Origin of the sequence: Pandoraea sp. XJJ-1, assembly GCF_026802345.1 — a bacterium.
Classification (GTDB): Bacteria; Pseudomonadota; Gammaproteobacteria; order Burkholderiales; family Burkholderiaceae; genus Pandoraea; species Pandoraea cepalis.
This window is the reverse complement of sequence record NZ_CP113827.1, coordinates 4,907,521-4,933,608: the sequence shown is the minus strand read 5'-3', so window position 1 is coordinate 4,933,608 and position 26,088 is coordinate 4,907,521. Positions and strand designations below refer to the sequence as shown.

The window sequence follows — 26,088 nt, the reverse complement described above, 5'->3', positions numbered from 1 at the left end:
CACGGGTCTCATGGCCCGTGCTTTTTTTGTAGGCGATCGCCGCAGGCGAGGGCCGAAGATGCACGAGGGCAGGCGTGACAATGGGCGAAGCCCGTCGCGGCGACGCAAATGAAAACGGCCGCGCCCAGGCGCAGCCGTTGTGTCCTTCCGGGCGGTCCGATGCCCTCAGTCGGCGCTGTTCCCGTCGGTGCCATCGCCGCCGTCGGTACCGTCTCCACCGTCCGCACCGTCCTGCGCCGGTCGCTTGGGCGGCGGCGGGCGCTTGCCGATCGTCACGGTAAGATCCATCGCTTTCTTCTTGCGCGTGACGTTCAGCTTGGCCTGCGTGCCCGGCTTGATCTGGGCGATGACGTTGAGCAGTTCGGTGGTGTCGCGAATCGATGCGTCGTTCACCTTTGTCAGGATGTCGCCCGGCTGGACGCCGGCCTTGTCGGCGGGGCCACCCTGCACGACGCCGGCGATGATGACGCCCGAATCCTGCTGCAGGCCAAACGACTCGGCGATATCCGAGGTGATGTCCTGCGGCTCGACCCCGACCCAGCCGCGCGTGACTGAACCGGTGGTGATGATGCTCTCGAGCACCGAGCGCGCCGTCGACACGGGAATCGCGAAGCCGATGCCCATGTTGCCGCCGCTACGCGAGTAGATCGCCGTGTTGATGCCGAGCAGGTTGCCGTTGACGTCGACCAGCGCGCCGCCCGAATTGCCGGGGTTGATGGCGGCGTCCGTCTGGATGAAGTTCTCGAACGTGCTGATATCGAGGTGATTGCGCCCCAGCGCGCTGATGATGCCCATCGTAACCGTCTGGCCGACGCCGAACGGGTTGCCGATGGCGAGGACCACGTCACCCACGCGCACCTGTTCCATGCGGCCCAGCGTGATGGCGGGGAGGTTGTCGAGCGTGATCTTGAGCACCGCGAGGTCGGTTTCGGGGTCGCTGCCGACCAGCTTGGCGCGGGCCTTGCGGCCGTCGGCAAGGGCGACTTCGATCTCGTCGGCCCCGTCCACCACGTGATGATTCGTGAGAATATAGCCTTCGCTGCTCACAATCACGCCCGAGCCGAGGCTCGAGACCGGGTCTTGCCGCATTGTGCCGCCGCCGTCGCCAAAGAAATACCGGAACAACGGATCATCGAGGCGCGGATCGCGATTCTGCTTTTGTTCCTTGCTGGAAAAAATGCTGACGACCGCAGGCATCGCCTTTTGTGCGCCATCGGCGTACGAGCCGGTCGACGGCTTCTCGGACAGACTCGGCGCGACTTCCTGCAGGGCGATGATGGGATTGGCCAGTTGCTTGCCGAACGAACCCTGGCGTTGTAGCCACTGAGGCTTGAGGGTGGCGACGATGAAGAGCAACGCAAGCAGCACGGTGACCGCTTGCGCGAACAGTAGCCAGAAGCGTCTGAGCATGAAAGAGCGAGACCTTATATGAATCGTGTTGAACTCGAATTGTATCTGAACGATACCCTGCAAATCGCGCAATTTCGCGATTACTGCCCGAATGGCCTACAGGTCGAAGGGCGCGGCGAGATTCAGAAAATCGCCAGCGGCGTGACCGCCAGCCTGGCTTTTCTCGAAGCCGCCCGCGACTGGGGCGCCGATGCCGTCCTCGTTCACCATGGTTACTTCTGGAAGAGCGAAGATGCCCGAATTACCGGGATGAAGCGACGTCGTTTGGGGGTGTTGATCGGTCACGACATCAACCTGTTCGCCTACCACCTGCCTCTCGATGCCCATCCCGAACTGGGCAACAACGCGCAACTCGGCAAGTTGCTGGGCTTCTCCGACGACGGCGGCCGTTTTGGCCCGGATCAGCTTGGATGGCTTGGCGCACCCGCCGCGCCGACGACATTGGCGGCGCTTGCGGCCCACGTTGAAGCAAGGCTGGGGCGCGCGCCGCTGTTGTTGGGGGACCCGAATCGCGAGGTGCGCCGTGTTGCGTGGTGCACCGGCGGCGCGCAGGGCTTCTTCGAGGCTGCCATCGGGGCGGGCGCGGATGTGTATATCAGCGGCGAAGTCTCCGAGCCTACCCAGCATCTCGCGCTCGAGAGCGGCGTGGGTTATCTGGCGGCGGGCCATCATGCGACCGAGCGTGGCGGCGCGAAGGCCATTGGCGAGCATGTCGCAGCCCGGTTCGGGCTCACGCATCGATTCTTCGATATGCCGAACCCGGCTTGACCTGAGGCGCTTTTCGGGGGCGGTACGAGGCCGCCCTGCGCAGCTTTACCCGTTCTGCTTCTTGAGGCTGTCGCGGATTTCGCGCAGCAGAACGATGTCTTCCGGTGTGGGCGCGGGGGCTGCCGGGGCTTCCGCCTCCGGACGCTTGAGCCGGTTGATCTGCTTGACCATCAGGAAAATGATCACGGCCAGGATCAGGAAGTTCAGGGCGACGGTGATGAAGTTGCCGTAACCGAAGACGGCCACACCGGCTTTGGTCAGATCGGCGTAGGACGTCGGGTTGCCCTTGAAGTCGGGCGGGATGGTGCCAAGCAGAATGAACTTGCTCGAGAAATCTAGGCCACCGAAGATTGCACCCACGATCGGCATGATCAAGTCTTTGACGACCGAATCAACGATCTTGCCGAAGGCCCCGCCGATGATCACGCCGACGGCCAGATCGATCACATTGCCCTTGACGGCAAATTCCTTGAATTCCGACATGAAGCTCATGCCATTTCTCCCTGTTATGTTGCGTGACCCGGAGGAGCATCGCGCTACACCGGGACTCATGAACTGGCATTGATTGACCGGTAATTCCATGCGGGCCGCACGGCTGCGGCGGGGGTCGCGTCAAATAATGTCACGCGAATGCCACAGGCCGCGCACGATGTCACCGGGACGAGACAGGGAAAATGATGACTAAATGTCGTGCACGCGTCAACGAAAGCGGCGATCATGACGGTTCTCGTGCAGCATCCCAGAAGCGAAACCCCGGGTGAGCGCTGGCCACCCGCAGGGTACGTTAATCCTTTGAAAATACGCGAAAACCACTAGGAGGCTGGGGCGTTTTGCCGTTGTTTCAGGCATTCACGCTCGCGTATGATTTAAGGTTGACGGAAATACCAATTCAACCGTGTGGGGCTTGTGATGAGTGACAATCAAGAAAAGGCCGTCGACAGTAGCCGTCGGAATCTGTTGATTGCAACGTCCGTAGCGGGAGGCGTGGGCGGCGTTGCAACGTTGGTTCCCTTTGTCAGTTCGCTCGAACCCTCGGAGCGCGCCAAGGCAGGCGGGGCGCCCGTCGAGGCAGACATCAGCAATCTCAAGCCAGGCGACAAGATGACCGTGGCTTGGCGCGGCTTGCCCGTGTGGATCGTGCGTCGCACGCCTGACGAGATGGCTTCGCTGTCCAAAGTGACGGCGGAGTTGGCCGATCCGGACTCCAAGGAAACGTTTTCCTACCCGATGCCCGACTATTGCAAGAACGCGTTCCGCGCGCGTGTCGAGCACAAGGATCTGCTCGTGGTCGTCGGCATCTGCACTCACCTCGGTTGCATCCCTTCCGGCCCTTACCAGGCGAACGCCAACGCCGCGCTGGGCCCCGATCCGGGTTTCCTGTGCCCGTGCCACGGGTCGACCTACGATATGTCTGGCCGTGTCTTCAAGAACAAGCCGGCGCCAAAGAATCTCGACGTTCCCCGGTTCATGTTCGTGAACGACACCAAGCTCGTGATCGGTAAAGACGAAAAAGGAGAAGCGTAATCATGGCCGCCGACAAACAGGTCGACACGACGGGCTTGCTGGGCTGGATCGATCGCCGGTTTCCGCTCAGCCAGCTCTGGAGGGAGCACGCGTCCGAGTATTACGCGCCCAAGAATTTCAACTTCTGGTATTTCTTCGGATCGCTGGCCATGCTGGTGCTGGTGATTCAGATTCTCACCGGTATTTTTCTGGTGATGAACTACAAGCCCGACGCCAATCTCGCGTTCGCGTCGGTCGAGTACATCATGCGCGAAGTGCCGTGGGGCTGGCTCATTCGCTATATGCACTCGACGGGCGCATCGATGTTCTTCGTCGTGGTGTATCTGCACATGTTCCGCGGGCTGTTGTACGGTTCCTACCGCAAGCCGCGTGAGCTGGTGTGGGTGTTCGGATGCTTGATCTTTCTGTGCCTGATGGCTGAAGCGTTCATGGGCTATCTGCTGCCGTGGGGGCAGATGTCATACTGGGGCGCGCAGGTGATCGTGAACCTGTTCTCGGCGATTCCGTTCATCGGTCCGGACCTGTCGCTGTGGATTCGCGGCGACTACGTGGTATCGGATGCCACGCTCAACCGCTTCTTTGCGTTCCACGTGATCGCCGTTCCGCTGGTGCTCATCGGGTTGATCGTCGCGCACATCATCGCGTTGCACGAAGTCGGGTCCAACAACCCTGACGGCATCGAGATCAAGGACAAAAAAGACGCCAACGGCCGGCCGCTCGATGGCATTCCGTTCCATCCGTATTACACGGTGCACGACATCATGGGGGTGGGCGTGTTCCTGATGGTGTTCTCGGCGATTGTGTTCTTTGCGCCGACGATGGGCGGTTACTTCCTGGAAGCGAACAACTTCATTCCGTCCGACTCGCTCAAAACGCCGCCGCACATTGCGCCGGTGTGGTATTTCACGCCGTTCTACTCGATGCTGCGCGCCACGACCGACGACTTCAAGCATTTGTTGATGGGGCTGGCGGTGATCGTTACGGCGATCTGGTGGGTCAAGGGCAAAGCGGCCGCGACCACGAAGGTGGCGGCGTCTGGCGGTGTCGTGTTGCTGCTGCTGGCGATGTATCTGACCGAGGCCAAGTTCTGGGGCGTGGTGGTGATGGGCGGCGCGGTGGTCACGCTGTTCTTCCTGCCGTGGCTGGACCATAGCCCGGTGAAGTCGATTCGTTACCGTCCGGGATTCCACAAAGTGTTGTTGGGTATTCTCGTCGTTGTTTTTGCGGTGCTGGGGTATTTGGGCATTCAGGAACCGACGCCCATGAAGACCGCGATTTCGCAGGTCGGCGCGCTGTACTACTTCGGATTCTTCTGGCTGATGCCGCTGTGGAGCAAACGCGGCACGTTCAAGCCGGTGCCGGATCGCGTGACCTTCGCGGCGCATTGAGCGCACGCCAACGACGACTAGGGATATCACGATGAGAAAACTGTTGCTTGTCCTGGCGCTCCTGAGTGGTTTCGCGGCGCCGGTCTTGGCTGAAGAAAGTATGGCGCTGGATACGGCGCCCAATCGGATCGACGACCTGGCCTCGCTGCAGCGAGGCGCGAAGCTGTTCGTGAACTACTGCCTGAACTGCCATTCGGCGGCGTCGATGCGGTATTCGCGCCTGAAGGATCTGGGATTGTCGGATGCAGAGATCAAGAACAATCTGCTTTTCACGACGGACAAGATTGGCGACACGATGACCGTGGCCATGCGTGCGGCGGATGCCAAGGAGTGGTTTGGTGCACCGCCGCCGGATCTGTCGGTCGAGGCCCGGGCGCGGGGGACGGACTGGCTGTATACCTACTTGCGTACGTTCTATCGAGACGATGCGCGGCCGACGGGGTGGAACAACCTGGTGTTCCCGAATGTGGGCATGCCAAACCCGCTTTGGCAGTTGCAGGGACAGCGGGGATTGAAGCATGGGGAGGGGGCGGAGCATGGTCCGGCCCAGTTCGTGCAGATTACGCAGGGGACGATGAAACCGGTGGAATTCGATGCTGCCGTGGCTGATCTGGTATCTTATCTGGATTGGATGTCGGAACCGGCGCAACGCACACGCCGGCAGTTGGGTGTCTGGGTTTTGTTGTTCTTGGGACTCTTTACGGTACTTGCCTGGCGCCTGAATGCGGCCTATTGGAAGGACGTGAAGTAAAATAACGTCTGTACGACGGGGCCAGGGTATGGGGAGCGTCGATTTCCCGCCCCGGCCCCGTTGGTTTTTAAGGAAGACGCGCTATGATGGTTTTGTACTCGGGCACTACGTGCCCCTTCTCCCAGCGTTGCCGGCTGGTTCTGTTCGAAAAAGGCATGGATTTCGAAATCCGTGACGTCGACCTGTTCAACAAGCCGGAAGACATTGCGGTGATGAATCCGTACGGTCAGGTGCCGATTCTTGTTGAACGCGACTTGATTCTGTACGAATCGAACATCATCAATGAGTACATTGACGAACGATTCCCGCATCCGCAGTTGATGCCGGCCGATCCGGTGCAGCGTGCGCGTGCGCGTTTGTTCCTGTTCAATTTCGAGAAAGAGCTGTTCGTGCATGTGAGCGCGCTCGAGAACGAAAAGGGCAAGGCGGCGGAGAAGACGCATGAGAAGGCGCGTGCGTCGATTCGCGATCGTTTGACGCAGCTTGCGCCGATCTTCGTGAAGAACAAGTACATGTTGGGCGAGGAGTTCTCGATGCTCGACGTGGCGATTGCGCCGTTGTTGTGGCGTCTGGATCACTATGGCATCGAGTTGTCGAAGAATGCCGCGCCGTTGATGAAGTATGCCGAGCGGATTTTCAGCCGTCCGGCCTACATTGAAGCGCTGACGCCGTCCGAAAAGGTCATGCGTCGCTGATGCGTTGATTGAACCGCTGGCGAGGCTGGCCTGCAGAGTGCGGTGGGCGGGTTTCGCGGCGGGATAAGTTGGTCATATGCCTGAAACGTCTACCAAGCCTTACCTTTTGCGCGCGCTGTACGAGTGGTGTACCGACAACGGGTACACACCGTATTTGGCCGTGCATGTCGATGCCAGGACGCGAGTACCGCGCGAGTTTGTGAAAGATGGCGAGATCGTGCTGAACATCAGCTTCGATGCCACGAGCGGATTGCAGATGGGCAACGACTGGATTGAATTCAGCGCCCGTTTCGGCGGCATTTCACAGAAAGTGGAAGTGCAGGTGCCGAACGTGCTGGCGATATATGCTCGCGAGAATGGCCAGGGGATGGCGTTCCCGGTCGACAAGCAGGCGTCTGCGGAAGAGGGTGCCGAGTTGGAAGCGGTGCCGTCGGTGCAGGCCGCGAGCGACGACGATTCGGATCCGACGCGCCCAGGTGGCAATGGCGCGGCGGGCGGCAACGCCGGACGGGCTCGCCTGAAGGTGGTGAAGTAATTCGAGAGCGCAGGTGAGCGGGGTGGGCGCTTTGTGCGCATTGCCCCAAAGGCCTGCGTCGCCGGATGATTTTGCCCTGACAGGGGGTCGTCAGTAACCGATGAATCGGTTACAATACGCGACTTCGCCGGCTTAGCTCATCTGGTAGAGCAGTTGATTTGTAATCATCAGGTGGCGGGTTCGAGTCCTGCAGCCGGCACCATATAAAACAAGGGGTTACGTGGTTATCACGTAGCCCCTTCGCGTTTCCAATTCCGCATTGCTGAACGTTATGTGCTCCGTTCGACATTTGACTCAGAAGGACAACTTTTGAGGCTTACTGAGCGCGATTGAGCTGTTCGTGAGAGGCCGATTCCGACCCTCAACAGACTGTAAGCGTTGCGAAAAGCAGTCGTTCGACGGAAACCAAACGTCCACGCGCGGTTCGGCTAAAGAGTGATTACCCGAGGCTCACCTGCGGTCCGGCGGCAGGTTTTCCTTATTGAGCTTGGTCTGGTACGAGTGTGCCATGCTGGAAAAAAACGCTTCGTTTCGACTGGTCGCGCTGCTAAGCAAGGTTAGAAGTTCGGCTGCACGTGTACGCAATGGAATCCAACATGGGTGATGCATCGCACGCTTATTGACTGCCGCGGTTGTTCCTCCTTCCAACACCGAATCCGGAATTTCGTCCAGTGCAGTGACAATCCCGACAATGCCATCCTGCTGCTGTTTGGTTAGTTCGCCGCTCGGAAGCGTCAACATACATAAGCCTGCCGAGACGTCATCCTTGAGTTCCCACGCCACGTTATAGTTACCCATTAGGTCACACTGCGAGTCTGCGTCCGCAGCCAAGATTTTTAGCGCTTTCACAAAATAGTAGAAGGAATTCGCAAATTCCTCTTCTGGTGACATTCCGCTGCTTTCCGGTTGACTCGTCATTTTGCCGCCCCAGATGTCGATTTCCGTAAACCAAGTTTAGTATTCGGGCAAGGTGCCAACCGATACTACTGAGCGCCAAGGGAGAACCGCAAGATGTTGTAGTGCGCAAGCGCACCACCGAACGTCCCTTCCTGGCCGATTTCAGACGTTTCCAAAACGATAGCGTATCACCGCCTGATGTGGGTTTTCGGGCATGGAATGTCGACGTTTTGGAATCGCCGGAAGTGACCTAAGTGATTGATAGATTGGATTATTACAGAGGCTTTGTAATCATCAGGTGGCGGGTTCGAGTCCTGCAGCCGGCACCATATAAAACAAGGGGTTACGTGGTTATCACGTAGCCCCTTCGCGTTTCCAATTCCGCATTGCTGAACGTTATGTGCTCCGTTCGACATTTGCCTCAGAAGGACAACTTTTGAGGCTTACTGAGCGCGATTGAGCAGTTCGTGAGAGGCCGATTCCGACCCCGAAGCAGCCCTCGGCGCTAACCCGATCCATTTGGCCGCTTGCATGACACAACGGCCGTTCGTGAGGAGGAGGCCCTGGGAATTTCGCGATGTCATGAGCTTCGGGTGCCGCCCGGAAGCGCTACGCCTCGGGCTTCGTCGATAATCCATGTCGCAAATGCCTGCAGTGGTCCCACACTCAATTCGATTGGCTCGGGAAGAACGAGGCAGAAGTTTTTGGCAACCCCCTTACCCTCCGGCCAGGGCGCAACCAAACGGCCTTGCTCAAGCTCGGTTCGGACGTAAAGCCGCGGCACCAATGCCACGCCCAAGCCCGCTAGCGCCGCCTCAATCAGCATTGAATGGAGATCGTAACGAGCACCGACCGCCGAATTGGTAAGCACAATGCCTGACTCTTGGGCATAGAGCTGCCAGGCGTCCGGATTTTGCCGCCTGTGAAGGCGTGGAAGCTCATCCAGCGACGTCTTCGCGCCGGCGTCTTCGAGAAGCGCCGGACTGCAGACGGGCACTAGCACCTCCTTGAGCAGGTGATGCAGGTGCATACCCGCCCATGCTGGATGCTCGAAATGAATTGCCGCGTCGAAACCGCTACCTGCAAGAAGGAAGGGATCCATCCGTTCTGCAATATGCACGGTAATGTTCGGGTGCCTATCCTGAAATCGCTTTAGCCGCTGGATGAGCCAACGCGTAGCGAACGTCGGAATTGCTGCTATATCAATACTCGCGCCCTCGATGGGCTGCCCCATCAGATACAGGCTGTCCCGCTCCAGCCGATCCAGACTCTCACGAACCTGCACTGCGTATCGCGCGCCGTTTGGTGCAAGCCGCACCCGATTCCCGACTCGCTCGAATAGTGCAACACCCAAAAACGCCTCCAACCGACCAATCTGGCGACTGATGGCGCCTTCGGTGAGGGCCAACTCCTCGGCGGCTCGGGCGAAGCTTCCGTGTCGCGCCGCAGCCTCAAAGGCCAGAAGCGCGGAGTTGCTTGGGATCTTGCGTCGCATTCGAATTTGGTCGAGGTGTTAGGTGGACATGAACTTGTGCAAATGTCACTGAGGGTTGAGTTTATTTCGATTTCTACAGGGAAAATACCAGATTAGCATTACTTAATTGCAATGAAGGTGGCGCTCGCAGCGAGATGCGCTCCCGTCTCAAGGGACAACCCGATGATCTATACCGTGGAATGCAGCTTCGCCGATCCCAACAGCGAGGCAGAATGGAACGACTTCTATAGCCTCGAAAAACTGCCCGCTCTTATCACGGTGACCGGCTTTCACACGTCGCAGCGCTTCAAGGCGATAAGCAATGGTTGCCCTGTCTACCTGGCCGTCCACACGATCGACGGTCTCGACGTTCTGACCGGAGACGAATATCGCTGCAAGGGTGGCGGTAATTTCGCAAGGTGGCAGCAGCACATCACCGACTGGCATCGAAATCTCTACAGCGATATCGGCATGGCGCCGGCAGTCAACGCCGACGAACTGCTCGCGCTGTGCGCAAGCGGCCCCGACTCCCTGATCCAGATGGGCCTCGACCCGCTGGCCATGCAAGCTATTGCGCTGGAGAAGTTTCCGGAACGTCGATGGCTCGCGAAGCTGCGTTTGAGCGACGCCCTTTATTTCGAAGGTCTTGAAGGCGTTCACCTTTACGCGCCGATGACAGAACAACTGACGAGCGCTCGAACGGTTTCGGACTCGCAGGAAGAATAGGTCTGCGATGCCAAACGTCACGTTCTACATTCACGCGGGGAAAAAGCCGTCCGAAGAACATCTTGCCGACCTGTCCGACGACTGTGTCCAACTCTGCACGAATGTCCTCGAAGCAGAACTCGAAAACGTTCACGTCGTCTATGTGGACGTTCGGCATGGGCACGGACATCCCGTGTTCGTGGAGGTCCAATACCGCCTTGAGATGTTCCGAACGTCTACGGTAATGAACCGGTTCATGGATGCGCTCGAGAGCGCCATCGCCTGCCGTACGGGTCTCACGCCGCGCATCCGTTGTTTCGGTTACCCCGAGTCGAACATTTACGCCCGAAATTGATCGGTCTGGAGAACCATGGTGTCTACCCTTACGTTTCCGAGTCAGCAAGTCGGCGACTTCACGATTATCGCCATCAGCGATGGCCATCTCACTGCTAGCTTCGACTTCCTTTCGAATATCGACGCCGCAGAGGCCGCCAGAATGCAGTGCGATGCAGGACAAACGGAGCCCACTGCCGTGCATATCAACTGCTATGTGGTGCGCGGAGCGGGCCGCACTGTGCTCATTGATAGTGGCGCCGGTGGGATAAACCAATGGGGCGGCCGCCTGAGGCCCAATCTATCGCTAGCTGGCATCGAACCGTCCACGATCGACACAATTCTGCTCACTCACGCCCATCCTGATCACGTCGGGGGACTGCTGAATGCCGCTGGAGAAACGGCCTTTCCGAACGCGGAGCTTGTCGTTCACAGGCAAGAGGTGAAGTTTTGGCAGGACGACGGCAATCTGGCGCGTGCCAGCGAGCGGGCGCGCGGAAACTTCCTCATCGCGCGCCGAGTGTTCGACGGCTACCAGGAGAGGCTCCGGACCATCGAAGACGGGGACGTGCTTCCCGGTATCAGTGCGATGTCGCTACCCGGGCACACCGACGGGCACACCGGCTATCTCCTCGAATCCGGCGATAAGGGTCTGCTGGTTTGGGGCGATGTGGTTCACTTTCCGCACATTCAAATATCACGGCCGGACGTATCGATCGCGTTCGATCAAGATGCTTCACTGGCCGCCACCACACGATCCCGGCTTTTGGACCAGGTTAGCTCCGAGCGGCTTCTCATCGCCGGCATGCATCTGGGTGAAGCCGGCTTCGCGCGGATAAAGCGAACGATGGGGAAATACGGTCTGCTTTACGAGACCGACGCGTGAGTAGTGGTGGCCGTTGACCGTGAGTCGCTGTCGTGGATGCACGGACGACGCTTTACGAAGCACGCGGGGTGCCGTCCGACAGCTTGGCTCGTCCAACCCGCAATTTGCGACTGTTCCCGAGGCTGAAGCTGCCGCTCAAAGGGCAAACTGCCGAGATGGGCGAATGGCGCTTCCTGGCCGATTTCAGACGTTTCCAAAACGATAGCGTATCACCGCCCGATGTGGGTTTTCGGGCATGGAATGTCGACGTTTTGGAAACGCCAGAAGTGACCTAAGTGATTGATGGATCGGATTATTACAGAGGCTTTGTAATCATCAGGTGGCGGGTTCGAGTCCTGCAGCCGCACCAATAAATTCAAAGGGCCACGTGAAAATCACGTGGCCCTTTGACGTTTTCAATGGTTCCCGCGCTGCCAATGTGCCGCTTGAGGCGGCTCACTAACGCCCCGGGTGCAGGGCGCCGCAGGGACGCCCGACGACGCCCAGTCGCGAGGATCAGCCCGGCGAAGCAAATAACGCCACGCCAAAACAACCGCCGCACCCAATCCAGCGGATCAGCGCGACTGCCGCTTGTATCCTTCGCCGCCGATGCGTGCTCGGTCTACCGCCGCAATTCGGTTGCGTCCCTGGTCTTTTGCCTGATAGAGCTGCGCATCAGCCAGATTGATAAACGCGGTGATATCGATGTCTCCGGTCGGCACGACGGTGGCTACCCCGAAGCTTGCCGTCACTCGCTGACCGTGCGGGGAGCGCAGGTGAGCGATGGCTTCCTCCGCGATCAGCGCGCGGCAACGCTCCGCGACACGCACGGCGTCATCGGCATTCGTGTCGGCGAGCACGAGTATGAATTCTTCCCCGCCAAACCTGCCCAGAAACGCATTCGGCCCAACTGCCTCTTCGAGCACGCGCGCGAGGCGTTTCAGACATTCGTCGCCTTGAAGATGACCGTAATAATCGTTGTACGATTTGAAGAAATCGATGTCGACCATCACGAGCGAAAGCGGGTTGCCCGATGCCGCCGCGCTCGCCCATTCGCGGGCAATGATCGTGTCGAACATGCGACGGTTGCCGACCCCGGTCAAACTGTCTGACAACGAGAGCCGCTCCAATTCGCGCTGGAGTTCCGCGAGCCGGGCCTCGGTGCGCTTACGTTCACTGATGTCGAACATGAAGCCGATCAGCGCGTCAACGTCACCGTTCGCTTTGCGCACGACGTGGACAACGTCGCGAATCCACACATACCCGCCGTCCGCAGTCAGCGCGCGATAGTCCGCCTCATGATCGGCGCCCGCTTGCGACTGTGCGACGCAAAATTCAACAACCGCTTCACGGTCCTCCGGATGCATCCGCGAGGCCCAGTCCTCGACCGTTTTCCACGTCGACGGCGCGTAGCCAAGCAGTTTCTCAATCTGCGGGCCGATATAGGTGAACTGCATTGTCGCCCAGTCGATCTTCCAGGGGATCGCTCGGGTTGACTCGAGCAACGTGCGATAAACCGCGGGGTTGTCCTCGCCGGGCTGCTGTCCGGACGATACCAGGCTGTCCTCGTGGCGCAGGAATGCGGCTTGAAGCGAGCTCGGAGCTAAATCCTTTTCTTCGTGACTCATTGTGGTCTTCCAATACCCTGTAAATCCATTATCGGCAGGTGCGGCAGGGTCCTGAGCACAGCGCGAAGATTGATCGCCTGCAGACCCGCAAGTCATCGGTTGCCAACAACCGCACGTTTCCAATTGTCGCCGAGGTTGAGGCAAACTGGGCTGCTGCCGATTCGGTGCGACGTCGCCCCGAATTTGAGTTGCGCGCGGATATGGCGCCCATCATGTAGTCGGGAAATTGGACATGAAGAAGCGAGACCCGCCGCCGCAGACGGGCCTCCGCTACAGCTACCCCCTCACTTTCGGCGGCAGTCCTTTGCCCGGCGAGTAGAGGATAAGACTCGGGCTAATCAATTTGTCCGACGCGACCACGGCATGTGCCAAGGTGTCGAAATAGATGGCGTGCTCCGGATCGGCAACCGGGGACTTTTTGATTTCCCTTGCCAGCTCGTCCCACTCGAAGCCGAGGTATTTCCTGTGTTCGTAGAACCAGACGACGTGTCCTTCACGTGCCAGCGACTTCGGGATGTCGCGTCCGTCATCTCCTGCATCTGCACAGCCCTTTCCGTTGTCATTCTCTGAAGTACTCATCAAGGCCTCCTGTGATGTGCGCGGGTTCAGCCGAGCTATCGGCCAAGCTCATCATCGCAGCAGTATCGAGCCTTGAGTTTCAGTAACTTCCGAATAACTTCGCCGATGTGTCGACACTCGAAACGTATCGGCTACCGACAAAAACGCTCGCGACGTACGACGGGTTGAAAACACGAGTGCGTCACTCCCTAGCCGCTTCCCGCTTCCCGCTCCCGCCGCCGGTTTCCCGCTTCTCCGCGAAGCCGGACGTCGCGTTCGATTCGAACCCGCGCGGCGTAACCGGCGGGCAATGCCGGTGTCACGCCAATCCTTCGGCTTTCAGGCGCCGATACAGGGTGCGCTCGCTCAACCCCAGATGGGCCGCCAACGCCTTGCGTGTGCCCTGAAAATCGCGAACCACCGTGGCGAGATCGACCTCGCCGCCAGTCGTGCGCATCTCCGTCTGGCGGGTTGTTGCCACGTCAAGTGCGAGGTGCTCGGGCCTGATCACGCCGTCGTCGGCAAACAGACGCGCGCGCTCAAGCACGTTTCGCAATTCCCGGATGTTGCCTGGCCAGTCGTATCGGACGAGTTGCGCCATGGCCTCCGGCGAAGTATGCAGTCGTTGATCGGGTTCTTTGCCGCCTCGCTGCAGCAGCGACTCCACGAGCAGGGGAATATCGTCTCGCCGCTCCCGTAACGCGGGCAGGTGAATGGGGAAAGCGCTGATCCGGTAATAGAGATCCTGTCGAAACGCGCCTTCGGCCACCATCGTTTGCAGCGGCTTGTGGGTGGCGGCGACCAAACGGAAATCCGCCTGTTGCGTGTCGACGGAACCGACCCGGCGGTAGGTGCCCGACTCGATCAGCCGCAACAGCTTGACCTGCATCCCCAGCGGCACGTCGCCGATCTCGTCGAGGAAAATCGTGCCGCCTTTTGCCGTCTCGACGAGTCCAGCCTTGCGAGTATGCGCGCCGGTGAATGCCCCCTTCTCGTAGCCGAACAGTTCGCTCTCGAATAGGGTTTCGGTCAGCCCCGAGCAGTCGACCACCACAAACGGGCCACGCGAGCGCTGGCTCGCCTCGTGCAACGCGCGCGCGAACAACTCCTTGCCACTGCCAGACTCCCCCAGCAGCAACACCGGCAGTTCGGCAGTAGCCACCCGCTGCAGTTCGCCAAGGGCGCGATTGAACGCGGGCGACTTGCCGACCAGCCCCTGACGACTGGCTTGCACCGACGCGTGTCTTACGGTCTGCAACCGTTCGACGAATCCCACGACTTGATGATGGCTGTCCACGATCGGCCGGAGTTCAACGTCGACATGCTCCGGACCCCGCGGCGTGTGGTGGATGTGGAGAACGCGATCCGGCCCCTTGCTGATCAGCGCGCTTTGCATAGGGCAATGCTCGCCGGCCTGATCGCAGGGCACCGCGTAATGGTGCGACATCGCATAGCACTTGTGGCCGACGTAAGGCTTTCCTGCCGTCGCGAACTGGCGCTTGTAGGCCGTATTGGCCGCCAGGATCTCGTAATCGGTGTTCATCACGATCATGGGCGCGGATTCGTGATCGAGATAGGAAATCAGGGCCTGGACCTGAAAGGCCTGAAGAACTTCGGGAACGGGGTGCATGGCGGATGCTCGCGATAGTCGACCGGCAACGACTGCCAGTACTGCCATTTGGCAGTATGCCACTGCCAAATGGCACTGTCACGAGCGACAGAAATCGCTCGGTCTCATCCGAGAACTAAATTTTTATTATTTAAATCATTGGGTTAATGGAATTTCGTGAGTTGGCACGAATTTTGATAGTTATCAGACATTCGATTGATTCATGAGGCGGAGATCATGGAGAACTTGTATATCGAGGGTCACTTCGACCCGGCGACCAGCACCATCAGCTATATCGTGCTGGATCGCGCCACAAACCAATGCGCATTGCTCGACACTGTGCTTGATTACGACCCGAAGTCCGGCCGGACCTCGACACACAGCGCCGACCACCTTATCGAGCGGGTTCAGGCGCTGGGCGCGACGGTGCAGTGGATTCTGGAGACCCACGCTCACGCCGACCATTTGTCGGCTGCGCCCTATCTCAAGCAGAAGCTGGGCGGTCGTATCGGCATTGGCGAGCATATCCGCCAGGTGCAGGATGTGTTCGGCAAACTGTTCAATGCGGGCAGCGAATTCGCGCACGACGGAAGTCAGTTCGATCACCTGTTCGCGCACGGCGAGCACTTCCAGATCGGCGATCTGAAAGCCCGCGTCATGCATACGCCGGGGCATACCCCCGCGTGCATCACATACGTGGTCGAGGAAGGCGACCAGATCGCCGCCTTCGTGGGCGACACGCTCTTCATGCCCGACTACGGCACGGCGCGTTGCGATTTTCCCGGCGGCAATGCACGCACGCTGTTCCACTCCATCAACGAGGTCCTCAGCCTGCCGGCACATACGCGGCTCTACCTCTGCCACGACTATCAACCCAACGCCCGCAAGCTGGAATTCGTCACCACTGTCGCCGACGAACGCAAGCACAACGTTCACGTGCGTGACGGAATCAGCGAGGAAGAGTTCGTGGCCATGCGCACGACACGCGACGCGACGCTGGACATGCCGACGCTGCTGCTTCCGTCAGTCCAGGTCAACATGCGCGCGGGGCAGTTGCCGCCTGCGGAAGGCAATGGCGTGCGCTACCTGAAGATTCCCCTTAACGCTGTCTGAAAACGCGAGGCGCCATCATGAATATCAATGTGGGCGGTGTGGACCGTGGCCTGCGAATCGTCGCCGGCGCGGTGCTGATGATGCTCGCGGCCACCGGGACCATCGGCTGGTGGGGGTGGCTGGGGCTGATTGCCGCGATCACCGGGCTGGTCCGGTTCTGTCCGCTCTACTCGCTGTTCGGCATCAGCAGTTGCAAGACACGGGGTCGCTGACCCCATCGCTCGGACGGCACCGGCGCGGCTTTGCCCCCGAAATGCCGACGCCGAAGCACCTATAGTCACCGAGGAGACACGCCATGAATACCAAGCAACTGACGGCGCAATTGTCCGTCTGCGCGCAGGTCTCGCCTGCCGACGTTCCGGACATTGCTGCCGCCGGCTTCAAGTCCATCATCTGCAACCGGCCGGACGGCGAAGCCGCCGACCAACCCAGCTTTCGCGAAGTGGAGCAGCAGGCTCAGGCGGCAGGGCTGGAAATCCGCTACTTGCCGGTGACACCCGGCAGGGTTTCCGACGAACAGGCCGCGCAGTTCGATCAACTGCTCGACGTGTTGCCCAAGCCGATCCTTGCGTATTGCCGCAGTGGCATGCGAAGCACGACGCTGTGGGGACTCTCGCGCGCCGATCGCCTGTCCACCGGCGAAATCCTCAAGCGCGCCGAAGCGTGCGGCTACGACCTGAGCGCGGTGGTGCGCCGGATCTCACAGACCGCTGCCACGCCGTTCACTGTCGCTGATTCGACCCACCGGGTCGTCATCGTGGGCGGCGGTGCGGCCGGCATATCCGTGGCGTCGAGTCTGCTGGCCCGCCAGCCGGGCCTCGACATCGCCATCATCGATCCCGCCGACGTGCATTACTACCAGCCTGGATGGACGCTGGTGGGCCGCGGGGTATTCAAGCCCGCACAAACCGCCAGGGTCATGGGCTCGCTGATTCCGCGCGGCGTGCGCTGGATCAAGTCGGCTGTCGCAGGCTTCGAACCGGAGCGCAACGCGGTCTTGCTCGACGGCTGCCGGGTCGTGAAGTACGAGCAGTTGATTGTGTGCCCGGGGTTGAAACTGAACTGGGAGGGTATCGAAGGGCTCACGGATACGCTGGGGCGCAACGGCGTGACGTCGAATTACCGCTACGATCTCGCGCCCTACACGTGGGAGTTGGTCGAGCGCTTCAAAGGCGGCAATGCGCTGTTCACCCAACCGCCGATGCCGATCAAATGCGCCGGCGCGCCTCAGAAAGCGATGTACCTCTCGTGCGACGCGTGGCGACGCGCCGGTGTGCTCGACCAGTCTCACGTGAAGTTCTTCTCGGCCGGTAATGCGCTGTTCGGCGTGCCGGAATACGTACCGGCCCTCATGGAGTATGTGAAGTCCTATGCCATCGATCTCAATTTCGGCCACAACCTGACGGCCGTCGACGGCGTACGCAAGATTGCGACCTTCAGCGTGGCATCCGCCCAGGGCGACGCCGGAAAAATCGAAGTTCCGTTCGACATGATCCACGTGGTGCCGCCACAAACGGCGCCCGACTTCGTCAGCCGCAGTCCGCTGGCCGATCCCGCCGGGTGGATCGACGTCGATCAGGAGACGCTGCAGCACAAGCACTTCAGCAATATCTTCGGACTGGGAGACGCCAGTAATTCGCCCAACGCGAAAACTGCTGCGGCCGCGCGAAAACAGGCGCCGGTGGTGGCGCACAACGTGCTCTTCAACCTTGGCCTCAAACGCGGGCAGGCACGCTACGACGGTTACGGATCGTGCCCGCTGACGGTGGAGCGCGGCAAGATCGTGCTGGCCGAGTTCAAGTACGGTGGAAAGCTCGCGCCCAGCTTTCCTTCCTGGCTGATCGACGGCACGCGCCCCTCGCGTCTGGCGTGGCTGCTCAAGGAGCGCATTCTGCCGCCGCTCTATTGGGAAGGCATGCTCAAAGGCCATGAGTGGATGGCACAGCCGGAAATGGTCGGCTGATGCGCGCTCGTTCCATGACAACCCATCGAGATCCTTTGCCATGACTGTCAGTCTGTTGCTGGGCGCCATCGTCGGCTGCATCATGGGCCTGACCGGCGCCGGCGGCGGTATCCTCGCGATTCCGCTGCTGGTGTTCGGCCGGCATCTGAGCGTGCCGGAGGCCGGTCCGATCGGCCTGCTGGCCGTGGGCATCGCGTCTGCCATGGGCGCATGGATGGGCGTGCGCGCCGGTATCGTCCGTTATCGCGCGGCAATGCTCATCGCCACCATTGGCATTGTGCTCACGCCGTTGGGTTCATGGTTGGCGCATCACATGAATACCCGCTATCTGACGCTATTGTTCGCGGCAATCATGATTTGGGTGGCGCTCAAGGGGTTATGGGAAGCCCGCCGCGGCAAGTCGCTGGCGCCGGTGCAGCCCGATTGCCCTTGTTTGCGCGACAAAAGCGGCCGCTTCGTCTGGACGCCGCGCTGCGCCAGCCGGCTCGCGGTGATGGGCGGCGTGGCGGGGGTGCTCTCCGGTCTGCTCGGTGTGGGCGGCGGATTCGTCATGGTGCCGGCGTTACAACGCTTTACCGATCTGGCGATGCACTCGGTCATCGCGACCTCGCTGGCTGTGATCGCGCTGATCTCGCTGGTGAGTGTCGGAACCAGCATCTACGGCGGCCATTTCGATCTCACGATCGGATTGCCGTTCTCGGCAGGTGCGGTGGCCGGCATGCTGGTCGGCGGCAGACTGCTGACTCGATGGCATCCCTCCCATCTCAAGCAGGCGTTTTCCGTGGTGTGCATGATTGTCTCGATCGGTCTGATCGCCAAGTCGATCTGAGCGTTGCCCCGGTGTTCCGCGAAGATCCGTCGGAGCGCCTCTTTCGGAATCCGGAAAACAGTGGTGCGTTCTGCACTGGCGGCCTCAGCGCGACGTGGCGAAGCCGATACGTTGAACGTGGCGGTTATCGGGAGCGTAGCGAGCCAGTCAACTGAACGTCGGGCATCGGGTACCGCTGTATCGCCTCATCGCACTCAGGCCGCCTGCTCCGGCGTCTCACGCCGGTGCCAGTGCGGCGGCGCGTCCAGCGGCTCCAGGGCGCTTGTCTCGTCCAGATGAAACACTGCATCGAACTGGTGGGCGAGTGATGTCCAGAAATAGTGACTTTCACGTTCGCTCTGAGGCAGATAGATCACGCCGATCGCCCGTTCAAGCATGGCTTCGCAAAGCGGCTCCGCCGCAACCTCGTTGAGTGGCAGGAAAAACCGGTCTAGCCCGGTGCTGTGAAACAGGTATTCATAGCTGTCGTGCAATGCCGGACGCACCCACTTGTGCTCGACGTCGCCGTCCCATTGAGACGCGGCCGACACGTGTCCCGTGTAGGTGCTGAAGCCGACCAGCAGCGCTTTCGCACCGGCCGCTTCACGCACCAGTTGACCAAGATTCCACTCGCCGCGCCAATGGGAGTCCGTCGCGCGTGCATCGCCCAGGTGCGAATTGTGTGCCCAGACGACAATTCGCCCCCGTCCACCACGCTGTAGACGATAGCGGGCGAGGGCGGATAGCGTGCGGTACATGTGCGCATCACGCAGATTCCAGGTGTTCAGGCGCCGCCCGAACATCGACCGATAGTAATTCTCCGCGTCGACGACAACTTCAGCATTCTGTTGCGCAAAGAACTGCGCATCGAGCGCTGCGAGGCCGTCCTGCAAGAGATGGAGGCGCGCGTCGGCCCGCAGTTGCAGTAACTGGGCGACCACGCCTTCGCGGGCATCCGGCCGGGCGCCGACCGCAGTGGCGTACCCATACGCCTGAGGCTCGCGCACGTGATCGAGCGCCGCGTACCGATCGCGCGCCATGGCAGCCTGCTCGGGATCGACCCGCTCAAGATAGCGGATCACCGCATCCGCCGACTGGTACATGCTGTAGAGGTCGAGTCCATAAACGCCGACCCGTGCTTCGGGCGACAGCGAGGCGTTGTGCTCACGTAGCCACAGGATGAAGTCGCGCATCTCACGATTGCGCCACATCCAGGTAGGGAAGCGCTTGAAATCCGCAAGTGCGGCCTCCGCATCGGCATCGCCTTCGCCTTGCACGAAACAGTTCACGCGCCAGGTATCCGGCCAATCGCCTTCGATGGCGACAGCGTCGAATCCCCCCTCCACGATCAAGCGGCGGGTGATCTGTGCTCGCATCCGGTAGAAGTCTTGCGTGCCGTGCGTGGCTTCGCCAAGCAGCACGAATTCGCGATCGTGCGCCATCTCCAGCAACGCATCGTAATCGCCATCGTTGTCATTGAGCCGTTGCGCGAGCTCGCGCACGGCGAGAAAGGGTGTTGTGGCGGGATGCATCATTGAACATCCTGATGTGCGCGGGCGAGGAGCGCGCGTACTTCGGCGTCGCTCGTCTGCCCAAAGTCCCGATAGAACCGGCCAACGCCACCGAACTCGCGCTCGCTGTGCGGGCAAACGAATTCATCGGCGAGCCCATCCAGTCGTTCCGCTGTGCCCTCCGGTGCGACCGGCACGGCAACAACGATCCGCGCCGGCTTGCCAGTACGCAACGCCTCGATGGCGACGCGCATCGAGGCGCCGGTGGCGATGCCATCGTCGACAACGATGACGGTGCGCCCCTCTATTTTCAATGGTGGTCGATGCCCGCGGTATAACGCTTCCCGTCGCGCCAGTTCGCGGCGCTCATCGCTCAGTACGGCGACGATCTCCGGCTGGGTGATGCCGGCGGTCCGGATCGTTCGTTCGTCGAGGTAAAGTACTCCGCCAGACGCGATCGCGCCCATTGCCAACTCGGGATAGTGCGGCACGCCCAGCTTGCGCACGACCAGCACGTCGAGTTCGACCCCCAGCGCGTGCGCGACCTCATAGCCAACCGGCACGCCACCGCGCGGCAGTGCCAGTACGATCACGTCGCTGCGTCCCGCATATGGGGCCAGTTGTCGTGCAAGCACGCTTCCGGCCTCGGCGCGATCGCTAAATCGCGGCGCGTTACCCACCCGGTACGAATTCATGAGATCACCGCTTCGGCTGTGGACCTTGCTCCGAGGGGAGCGTTCGCCACGTTGGCGCTCCCTTTGAGGTACGCGGTTCGGCACGAAGCTCGATGCGATCGCCGAGAGCGCGATTCCCCATAGGCGAATTGTGGGCGTCCGGTCGAGGCAATCGTTGAGGTTGATCAACAAAGTGGTACAACGAGGCGCCCCTGCCGACGCTGAATGCAACCTGGGGCAATCTCGACCCCCGTCGACGATCGTGTGAAACTGGATCGCTAGCGTGCCGCCCAGCAAGCCGTGACACCGGCGACCCGTGGGGCATCGGGAATGGAAGCGGCCCACCGCATCGGATGGGCCTCGACCTGAGCTATCTCACCAATCGGGGTTTCTCGCCCCGTTTTGCCGAGTGAAGAATGACGCAGGGGCGCATTACGCGATTCGCCGCGACCATCGCCTCCGCGAACCCACCAAAGTAAATCGCGTGGTCGGGGCTGGGCACGTGGGCCCGCTGCGCCCGTCGATCCGACCATGAAGCGACCCGCTTCGGGAGATCGGTAGATCGACGTCGTGTGCGCTCTAGGGACCGAGGTGAACTCCAGTGCAGGAACGACGCGAATGGTTTCGGTCAACGTCTCTGTTGTATCCACGCACGCCCCCGACCTTTGACAGGGTTTTCGGGTAAACGCGTATGCAAGATCTTGCACCCCGGCCGTAAACAGCAAGTGCAAGGGGCAATGCCTTGATCGCGTTTCGAAATATCAGGCCTGTATGGACTGATCTGAAGGCCGAACCCCCTGCATTCCGGTAAAACAAGCGCGCGCGACATCACGTCGAAAAGCATCAGCCTGTGCCGTACGGCCTCCCTTGGCGGTACGTTTCATGGCGCTGCCGCGTCGCCACTCACGAAGGAAGAGAAGTGCAGCGATTTGTCTTCACGATCCGATTCAAGTTGATGCTTGCCTTCGGCGCCTGGGCAACCCTGATGTTGGTCGTCGGACTGGTGGCGCTCACCTCGCTCTGGGGCCTCGACGCGAACGCGGCGTCGTCATACCGCCTGTCGCTGACCAGCCTGATCGCCGTGGCGTCGATGGGCGGTGCCGTCGCGATCTATTGCGGTGTGCATCTGAACCGCGTGGTATGCGGTGGGTTGAACCGCATGGGCAAAAAATTCGAGGACATCGCGGTCTCCCTTGACCTGTCAAAGCGCTCATCCAGCCCGCGCATGGACGAGTTCGGCCGCGCCGCCGTGGCGTTCGACAAGTTGATGCGTCGTGTCGAAGCGACTGTGTCCGCCGTGAATGTATCGACCGAATCGGTCGCCACCGCGACGCGCGAAATCGCGGCCGGAAATCTCGACCTTTCCGCGCGCACGGAAGAGCAGGCCGCGTCGTTGGAGCAGACCGCCGCCAGCATGACGCAACTGACCGAGACGGTGAAGCAGAACGCCGACAATGCACGCCAGGCGAACGTACTGGCTACGAACGCCACGGACATCGCCGGTACCGGCAGCAACGCGGTGCAAACCATGGTGGCCACCATCGAGCGAATCAACGGCAGCTCGAACAAGATTTCCGAAATCACGAGCGTGATCGAGGGGATTGCGTTCCAAACGAATATCCTCGCGCTGAATGCCGCCGTGGAAGCGGCGCGGGCCGGCGAGCAGGGACGTGGCTTCGCGGTGGTGGCCAGTGAGGTGCGTAGCCTGGCCCAGCGATCGGCGTCGGCGGCAAAGGAAATCAAGGACTTGATTTCCTCGTCGGTCGCCACGATTCAGGATGGCTCGCAACAGGCCGTCGAAGTCAGCGCCGCGATGGACGAGATCAAGAGCGCAATCAAGCGGGTGACGGAAATCGTCGGCGAAATCGCCGGGGCGTCGGAAGAGCAAAGCCGTGGCATCGAACAGGTCAGCCAGGCCGTCACGCAGATGGACCAGGTGACGCAGCAGAACGCCGCGCTGGTCGAGCAGGCGGCCGCGGCGACCCACTCGCTCGAAGACCAGGCGGCCAAGCTCAAAACCGCGGTCTCGTCATTCAGGATTACCGAGTCAGCGCACCTCGCGGTTGCCATCGCCGCATAGCCGCGTGTAGCCGCGTCGTCGCGAACGTCACCATTTCGCCGGTGCGGGCACGGCGCACGGCCCCTCGACGCCCACGCTGGTGAATTCCGCAGGGCCCACCACTTCCAGGTATTCCATATCCGGCGAATAGTCGAAAAGGAAGTGGCGGATGCCGGGTCGTTGATGCACGCAATCGCCCGCTTCCACGAGCGTTTCCTTGTCTTCATACATGAACTTGGCCCAGCCTTTGAGCATGTAGACGATATGGAAATCGGCACCGTGGATATGCCACCCCGTACCCGCCTCGGGTGCCTGATTGGCGCGAACCAGATGCGCGATGACTTTGCCGCCGGTGGCGTCGGCAATGCCAAGGTCGCGATACATGAAGAAGTCGCGCAGACCGCCGCTCACAAATGCGGTGTCGCCCGGCTTGACGTGGGAAAAATGGCTTTCGTTGCTGTTCATGATGTCGATGACAAATCAATGAAAACTGCGGGTTAGGAATACGAAGTCGCCGTGCCTTGTACTCACGTCACAGCACGTGGGCCCATCGCGCCTCTCGGTCTGCGAGGGCCCGTACCACCGGCCAAGCCTATTGCGCGGTCCAGCCACCATCCGCGGCCCATGTGGCGCCGCGCACCTCAGACGCCAGAGGCGAACAAAGCATCAAGGCAAGGTTGCCAAGCGCCTCGGGCGACACGAATTGGCCGGACGGCTGCTTTTCCCCCAGCAGGCGAGCTCGCGCGTCGTCGGGAGAAAGGCCGTCGCGCAGCGCCAGGTCGTCGATCTGTTTCTGCACCAGCGGCGTCAACACGAATCCCGGGCAGATGGCGTTGCATGTCACGCCGGTCCTCGCGGTTTCCAACGCCGTGACTTTCGTCAGCCCCACCAATCCGTGCTTTGCGGCCACATAGGCCGACTTGCCCGCGGAGCCAACGAGGCCATGCACCGACGCAATGTTGATGATGCGCCCCCAGTTGCGAGCGCGCATGTCAGGTAACGCGTGGCTGGTCGTGTGGAACGCCGAACTCAGGTTGATGGCGATGATGTCGTCCCATTTGTCGAGGTCGAACGTCTCGATGGGCGCCACGTGCTGAATGCCGGCATTGTTGACGAGAATGTCCACGGTACCGAAGCGATCCCGCGCCGCAGCGAACATGGCGTCGATGGCTTCGGCGCTACGCATGTCGGCCGGATGGTGCATGACCTCGGCACCCTCCGATGCGATCGTCGAGACGGCGGCATCCACATCGCCGAAGCCATTGAGAATGAGGTTGGCACCGGCGTGTGCCAGTGTCCGTGCGATACCCAGGCCAATGCCGCTGGTCGAGCCAGTGACAAGCGCGGTTTTTCCGTTCAGCGTCGTCATGGAATCCATCGTTCACACCAATCCAGTCGTGTAATAGAGCGCGATCACGAAGAACACCGCCATCGTCTTGATACACGTCACCGCGAAGATGTCGCGATACGATTCGCGGTGCGTCAGTCCGGTGACGGCGAGCAGGGTGATGACAGCGCCGTTGTGCGGCAGCGTGTCCATGCCGCCGCTGGCCATCGCCACCACGCGATGCAGCACTTCGAGCGGGATGTGCATCGTTTGCGCCGCCTTGATGAACGTATCGGACATGGCCGCGAGCGCAATGCTCATGCCACCGGAGGCCGAGCCCGTAATCCCCGCGAGCGTCGAGACGGACACCGCTGCGTTCACGAGCGGGTTGGGAATTCCCTTGAGCGCATTGGCGACCACGAGGAAGCCGGGCAGGGCGGCAATGACGCCCCCGAATCCATACTCGGAAGCCGTATTGAGCGTGGCGAGCAAGGCGCCGGACACGGCGGCTTTGGTGCCGTTCGCGAAGCGGTGGCGCACCTTGCCGAAGGCCGTCAGCAGCACGAGCAGAATGCCGGTGAGCAGCGCGCCTTCGACAGCCCAGATCGCCACCACGCCATTGATCGATATCGTCAGCGGGGCATGAATGCCGGGAAGAATGTCCGGGGTCACGTCAAAGCGATCGCCATACCAATGCGGAATCGCCTTCGTGAGCGCGTAATTGACCACGCCCACCAGGACCAGCGGCGTAATGGCCAGAATGGGATTGGGCAGGTTCTCGGTGTTCACGCGCTCGGGCTCGTTGTGCAGCGAATCGCCGTAGCCTTCGCCGTTGGCCGCGGCAATGCGGCGACGCCACTCGAGGTAGCTCAGGCCAACCACAACGATGAAGACCGCCCCGGCAACCCCCAGCACAGGCGCTGCCCAGGCCGTGGTCTTGAAGAACGTGGTCGGGATGATGTTCTGGATCTGCGGCGTGCCCGGCAGCGAATCCATCGTGAAGCTGAATGCCCCCAGCGCAATGGCACCGGGCATCAGGCGCTTGGGGATATTGCTCTGTCGGTAGAGTTCCGCTGCAAACGGATAGACGGCAAATACCACCACGAACAAGGAGACGCCGCCATAGGTGAGCAGCGCACACACCGCGACGATCACGGCGTTTGCCCGTGTGCGGCCAATGTACTTGATCGCAGCGGCAACAATGGACTCGGAGAAGCCGGACAGTTCGATGACCTTGCCGAATACGGCCCCGAGCAGGAATACCGGCAGGTAGAGCTTGACGAAACCGACCAGCTTTTCCATGAAGATGCCGGAAAAGACGGGTGCAACGGCGTCGGGCTGGATCAGCAGCACAGCACCCAGCGCCGCGATCGGGGCAAAAAGAATCACGCTATAGCCGCGATACGCAACAAACATCAGAAACGCCAATGCGGCGAGCACGATGAGAAACGACATTTTGTCTCCAGTATGTTTGCCTGCACGTTGTTGTGCAG

Annotated in this window: 26 protein-coding genes, 1 tRNA gene and 1 pseudogene; 16 read left to right on the top strand and 12 right to left on the bottom strand. The window is 60.7% G+C overall.

Going from position 1 to position 26,088, the window contains the following annotated elements:
* Positions 1-165 precede the first annotated feature (165 nt).
* The gene (locus OYT13_RS22775) at positions 166-1,410 is read right to left on the bottom strand and encodes a Do family serine endopeptidase (RefSeq protein WP_017234583.1); all 1,245 of its coding nucleotides are present in this window, start codon (positions 1,408-1,410) and stop codon (positions 166-168) included.
* An 18-nt stretch (positions 1,411-1,428) separates the two neighbouring features.
* Here OYT13_RS22775 and OYT13_RS22770 point away from each other — a divergent pair, with 18 nt between their 5' ends.
* A complete protein-coding gene (locus OYT13_RS22770) occupies positions 1,429-2,178 on the top strand; it encodes a Nif3-like dinuclear metal center hexameric protein (RefSeq protein WP_017234584.1) in 750 nt (249 codons plus the stop codon).
* A gap of 45 nt (positions 2,179-2,223) precedes the next feature.
* Here the strand turns inward: OYT13_RS22770 and mscL are convergent, their stop codons facing one another.
* On the bottom strand, positions 2,224-2,670 hold the full coding sequence (mscL, locus tag OYT13_RS22765) for a large conductance mechanosensitive channel protein MscL (RefSeq protein WP_017234585.1): 447 nt from the start codon (positions 2,668-2,670) through the stop codon (positions 2,224-2,226).
* A 417-nt stretch (positions 2,671-3,087) separates the two neighbouring features.
* Between mscL and petA the strand changes: the two genes are divergently transcribed.
* The 6 genes from petA to OYT13_RS22735 all read left to right on the top strand — a co-directional run bounded on the left by petA (position 3,088) and on the right by OYT13_RS22735 (position 7,273).
* A complete protein-coding gene (gene petA / locus OYT13_RS22760; protein ID WP_130027380.1) occupies positions 3,088-3,702 on the top strand; it encodes a ubiquinol-cytochrome c reductase iron-sulfur subunit in 615 nt (204 codons plus the stop codon).
* 2 nt (positions 3,703-3,704) lie between these two features.
* Positions 3,705-5,090, top strand: coding sequence for a cytochrome b (locus OYT13_RS22755; RefSeq protein WP_017234587.1), 1,386 nt, complete (start codon positions 3,705-3,707; stop codon positions 5,088-5,090).
* Positions 5,091-5,121: 31 nt separating this feature from the next.
* The gene (locus OYT13_RS22750; RefSeq protein ID WP_026132066.1) at positions 5,122-5,841 is read left to right on the top strand and encodes a cytochrome c1; all 720 of its coding nucleotides are present in this window, start codon (positions 5,122-5,124) and stop codon (positions 5,839-5,841) included.
* Between the two features lie 83 nt (positions 5,842-5,924).
* Positions 5,925-6,536 (top strand): glutathione S-transferase N-terminal domain-containing protein, encoded by a 612-nt coding sequence (locus tag OYT13_RS22745; RefSeq protein WP_023593906.1) that lies wholly within the window; start codon positions 5,925-5,927, stop codon positions 6,534-6,536.
* A 76-nt stretch (positions 6,537-6,612) separates the two neighbouring features.
* Positions 6,613-7,071, top strand: coding sequence for a ClpXP protease specificity-enhancing factor (locus tag OYT13_RS22740; RefSeq protein ID WP_268566982.1), 459 nt, complete (start codon positions 6,613-6,615; stop codon positions 7,069-7,071).
* Positions 7,072-7,197: 126 nt separating this feature from the next.
* Positions 7,198-7,273: transfer RNA gene (locus tag OYT13_RS22735), tRNA-Thr, on the top strand.
* Positions 7,274-7,521: 248 nt separating this feature from the next.
* On the opposite strand, the gene OYT13_RS22730 is transcribed toward OYT13_RS22735, so the two are convergent.
* The gene (locus OYT13_RS22730; protein WP_268566981.1) at positions 7,522-7,962 is read right to left on the bottom strand and encodes a hypothetical protein; all 441 of its coding nucleotides are present in this window, start codon (positions 7,960-7,962) and stop codon (positions 7,522-7,524) included.
* A 586-nt stretch (positions 7,963-8,548) separates the two neighbouring features.
* Positions 8,549-9,463: a LysR substrate-binding domain-containing protein gene (locus OYT13_RS22725; RefSeq protein WP_268566980.1), complete on the bottom strand. Its 915-nt coding sequence runs from the start codon at positions 9,461-9,463 to the stop codon at positions 8,549-8,551.
* Positions 9,464-9,625: 162 nt separating this feature from the next.
* Between OYT13_RS22725 and OYT13_RS22720 the strand changes: the two genes are divergently transcribed.
* Genes OYT13_RS22720 through OYT13_RS22705 form a run of 4 tightly spaced genes read left to right on the top strand, consistent with a single transcriptional unit; the run spans position 9,626 to position 11,641 of the window.
* The gene (locus OYT13_RS22720; protein WP_268567924.1) at positions 9,626-10,168 is read left to right on the top strand and encodes a sugar ABC transporter; all 543 of its coding nucleotides are present in this window, start codon (positions 9,626-9,628) and stop codon (positions 10,166-10,168) included.
* A gap of 7 nt (positions 10,169-10,175) precedes the next feature.
* On the top strand, positions 10,176-10,502 hold the full coding sequence (locus tag OYT13_RS22715; RefSeq protein ID WP_268566979.1) for a hypothetical protein: 327 nt from the start codon (positions 10,176-10,178) through the stop codon (positions 10,500-10,502).
* An 18-nt stretch (positions 10,503-10,520) separates the two neighbouring features.
* Positions 10,521-11,366: an MBL fold metallo-hydrolase gene (locus tag OYT13_RS22710; protein WP_268567923.1), complete on the top strand. Its 846-nt coding sequence runs from the start codon at positions 10,521-10,523 to the stop codon at positions 11,364-11,366.
* Between the two features lie 32 nt (positions 11,367-11,398).
* A complete protein-coding gene (locus OYT13_RS22705) occupies positions 11,399-11,641 on the top strand; it encodes a hypothetical protein (protein ID WP_268566978.1) in 243 nt (80 codons plus the stop codon).
* A gap of 279 nt (positions 11,642-11,920) precedes the next feature.
* Here OYT13_RS22705 and OYT13_RS22700 read toward each other — a convergent pair whose 3' ends face one another.
* From OYT13_RS22700 to OYT13_RS22690, 3 genes and pseudogenes are all read right to left on the bottom strand, one after another.
* On the bottom strand, positions 11,921-12,973 hold the full coding sequence (locus OYT13_RS22700; RefSeq protein WP_268566977.1) for a sensor domain-containing diguanylate cyclase: 1,053 nt from the start codon (positions 12,971-12,973) through the stop codon (positions 11,921-11,923).
* A gap of 276 nt (positions 12,974-13,249) precedes the next feature.
* Positions 13,250-13,552 carry a hypothetical protein gene (locus tag OYT13_RS22695; protein ID WP_268566976.1) on the bottom strand — a complete coding sequence of 101 codons (303 nt, stop codon included), beginning with the start codon at positions 13,550-13,552 and terminating at the stop codon, positions 13,250-13,252.
* Positions 13,553-14,026: 474 nt separating this feature from the next.
* Positions 14,027-15,161, bottom strand: a pseudogene (locus tag OYT13_RS22690) (sigma-54 interaction domain-containing protein); the annotation flags it as partial.
* Between the two features lie 216 nt (positions 15,162-15,377).
* On the opposite strand from OYT13_RS22690, the gene OYT13_RS22685 reads away from it, so the two are divergent.
* The 4 genes from OYT13_RS22685 to OYT13_RS22670 all read left to right on the top strand — a co-directional run bounded on the left by OYT13_RS22685 (position 15,378) and on the right by OYT13_RS22670 (position 19,045).
* Positions 15,378-16,253: an MBL fold metallo-hydrolase gene (locus OYT13_RS22685; RefSeq protein WP_026132073.1), complete on the top strand. Its 876-nt coding sequence runs from the start codon at positions 15,378-15,380 to the stop codon at positions 16,251-16,253.
* A gap of 17 nt (positions 16,254-16,270) precedes the next feature.
* The gene (locus OYT13_RS22680; RefSeq protein ID WP_017234613.1) at positions 16,271-16,465 is read left to right on the top strand and encodes a YgaP family membrane protein; all 195 of its coding nucleotides are present in this window, start codon (positions 16,271-16,273) and stop codon (positions 16,463-16,465) included.
* 83 nt (positions 16,466-16,548) lie between these two features.
* Entirely contained in the window at positions 16,549-18,216 is a 1,668-nt protein-coding gene (locus OYT13_RS22675; protein WP_017234614.1) for a bifunctional protein tyrosine phosphatase family protein/NAD(P)/FAD-dependent oxidoreductase, read from the top strand.
* Between the two features lie 40 nt (positions 18,217-18,256).
* Positions 18,257-19,045 (top strand): sulfite exporter TauE/SafE family protein, encoded by a 789-nt coding sequence (locus tag OYT13_RS22670; RefSeq protein ID WP_268566975.1) that lies wholly within the window; start codon positions 18,257-18,259, stop codon positions 19,043-19,045.
* Between the two features lie 194 nt (positions 19,046-19,239).
* Here the strand turns inward: OYT13_RS22670 and OYT13_RS22665 are convergent, their stop codons facing one another.
* Entirely contained in the window at positions 19,240-20,556 is a 1,317-nt protein-coding gene (locus OYT13_RS22665; protein ID WP_268567922.1) for an erythromycin esterase family protein, read from the bottom strand.
* Complete coding sequence (locus tag OYT13_RS22660) at positions 20,556-21,230, bottom strand: phosphoribosyltransferase (RefSeq protein WP_017234617.1); 675 nt, start codon at positions 21,228-21,230, stop codon at positions 20,556-20,558. The genes OYT13_RS22665 and OYT13_RS22660 overlap by 1 nt, the downstream gene beginning before the upstream one ends.
* Positions 21,231-22,128: 898 nt before the next feature.
* Here OYT13_RS22660 and OYT13_RS22655 point away from each other — a divergent pair.
* The gene (locus tag OYT13_RS22655) at positions 22,129-23,289 is read left to right on the top strand and encodes a methyl-accepting chemotaxis protein (RefSeq protein WP_286798284.1); all 1,161 of its coding nucleotides are present in this window, start codon (positions 22,129-22,131) and stop codon (positions 23,287-23,289) included.
* Positions 23,290-23,316: 27 nt separating this feature from the next.
* Here OYT13_RS22655 and OYT13_RS22650 read toward each other — a convergent pair whose 3' ends face one another.
* The 3 genes from OYT13_RS22650 to OYT13_RS22640 all read right to left on the bottom strand — a co-directional run bounded on the left by OYT13_RS22650 (position 23,317) and on the right by OYT13_RS22640 (position 26,050).
* Positions 23,317-23,733, bottom strand: a complete 417-nt coding sequence (locus tag OYT13_RS22650; protein WP_017234619.1) for a cupin domain-containing protein — start codon at positions 23,731-23,733, stop codon at positions 23,317-23,319.
* Positions 23,734-23,860: 127 nt separating this feature from the next.
* Positions 23,861-24,637, bottom strand: a complete 777-nt coding sequence (locus tag OYT13_RS22645) for a 3-hydroxybutyrate dehydrogenase (protein WP_268566974.1) — start codon at positions 24,635-24,637, stop codon at positions 23,861-23,863.
* A 12-nt stretch (positions 24,638-24,649) separates the two neighbouring features.
* Positions 24,650-26,050, bottom strand: a complete 1,401-nt coding sequence (locus tag OYT13_RS22640) for a GntP family permease (protein WP_017234621.1) — start codon at positions 26,048-26,050, stop codon at positions 24,650-24,652.
* Positions 26,051-26,088 lie beyond the last annotated feature (38 nt).

Coding starts and splice junctions, on each gene's coding strand:
- OYT13_RS22775 (WP_017234583.1), bottom strand. CDS start 1,410: ATGCTCAGACGCTTCTGGCTACTGTTCGCGCAAGCGGTCACCGTGCTG.
- OYT13_RS22770 (WP_017234584.1), top strand. CDS start 1,429: ATGAATCGTGTTGAACTCGAATTGTATCTGAACGATACCCTGCAAATC.
- mscL (WP_017234585.1), bottom strand. CDS start 2,670: ATGAGCTTCATGTCGGAATTCAAGGAATTTGCCGTCAAGGGCAATGTG.
- petA (WP_130027380.1), top strand. CDS start 3,088: ATGAGTGACAATCAAGAAAAGGCCGTCGACAGTAGCCGTCGGAATCTG.
- OYT13_RS22755 (WP_017234587.1), top strand. CDS start 3,705: ATGGCCGCCGACAAACAGGTCGACACGACGGGCTTGCTGGGCTGGATC.
- OYT13_RS22750 (WP_026132066.1), top strand. CDS start 5,122: ATGAGAAAACTGTTGCTTGTCCTGGCGCTCCTGAGTGGTTTCGCGGCG.
- OYT13_RS22745 (WP_023593906.1), top strand. CDS start 5,925: ATGATGGTTTTGTACTCGGGCACTACGTGCCCCTTCTCCCAGCGTTGC.
- OYT13_RS22740 (WP_268566982.1), top strand. CDS start 6,613: ATGCCTGAAACGTCTACCAAGCCTTACCTTTTGCGCGCGCTGTACGAG.
- OYT13_RS22730 (WP_268566981.1), bottom strand. CDS start 7,962: ATGTCACCAGAAGAGGAATTTGCGAATTCCTTCTACTATTTTGTGAAA.
- OYT13_RS22725 (WP_268566980.1), bottom strand. CDS start 9,463: ATGCGACGCAAGATCCCAAGCAACTCCGCGCTTCTGGCCTTTGAGGCT.
- OYT13_RS22720 (WP_268567924.1), top strand. CDS start 9,626: ATGATCTATACCGTGGAATGCAGCTTCGCCGATCCCAACAGCGAGGCA.
- OYT13_RS22715 (WP_268566979.1), top strand. CDS start 10,176: ATGCCAAACGTCACGTTCTACATTCACGCGGGGAAAAAGCCGTCCGAA.
- OYT13_RS22700 (WP_268566977.1), bottom strand. CDS start 12,973: ATGAGTCACGAAGAAAAGGATTTAGCTCCGAGCTCGCTTCAAGCCGCA.
- OYT13_RS22695 (WP_268566976.1), bottom strand. CDS start 13,552: ATGAGTACTTCAGAGAATGACAACGGAAAGGGCTGTGCAGATGCAGGA.
- OYT13_RS22685 (WP_026132073.1), top strand. CDS start 15,378: ATGGAGAACTTGTATATCGAGGGTCACTTCGACCCGGCGACCAGCACC.
- OYT13_RS22680 (WP_017234613.1), top strand. CDS start 16,271: ATGAATATCAATGTGGGCGGTGTGGACCGTGGCCTGCGAATCGTCGCC.
- OYT13_RS22675 (WP_017234614.1), top strand. CDS start 16,549: ATGAATACCAAGCAACTGACGGCGCAATTGTCCGTCTGCGCGCAGGTC.
- OYT13_RS22670 (WP_268566975.1), top strand. CDS start 18,257: ATGACTGTCAGTCTGTTGCTGGGCGCCATCGTCGGCTGCATCATGGGC.
- OYT13_RS22665 (WP_268567922.1), bottom strand. CDS start 20,556: ATGCATCCCGCCACAACACCCTTTCTCGCCGTGCGCGAGCTCGCGCAA.
- OYT13_RS22660 (WP_017234617.1), bottom strand. CDS start 21,230: ATGAATTCGTACCGGGTGGGTAACGCGCCGCGATTTAGCGATCGCGCC.
- OYT13_RS22650 (WP_017234619.1), bottom strand. CDS start 23,733: ATGAACAGCAACGAAAGCCATTTTTCCCACGTCAAGCCGGGCGACACC.
- OYT13_RS22645 (WP_268566974.1), bottom strand. CDS start 24,637: ATGACGACGCTGAACGGAAAAACCGCGCTTGTCACTGGCTCGACCAGC.
- OYT13_RS22640 (WP_017234621.1), bottom strand. CDS start 26,050: ATGTCGTTTCTCATCGTGCTCGCCGCATTGGCGTTTCTGATGTTTGTT.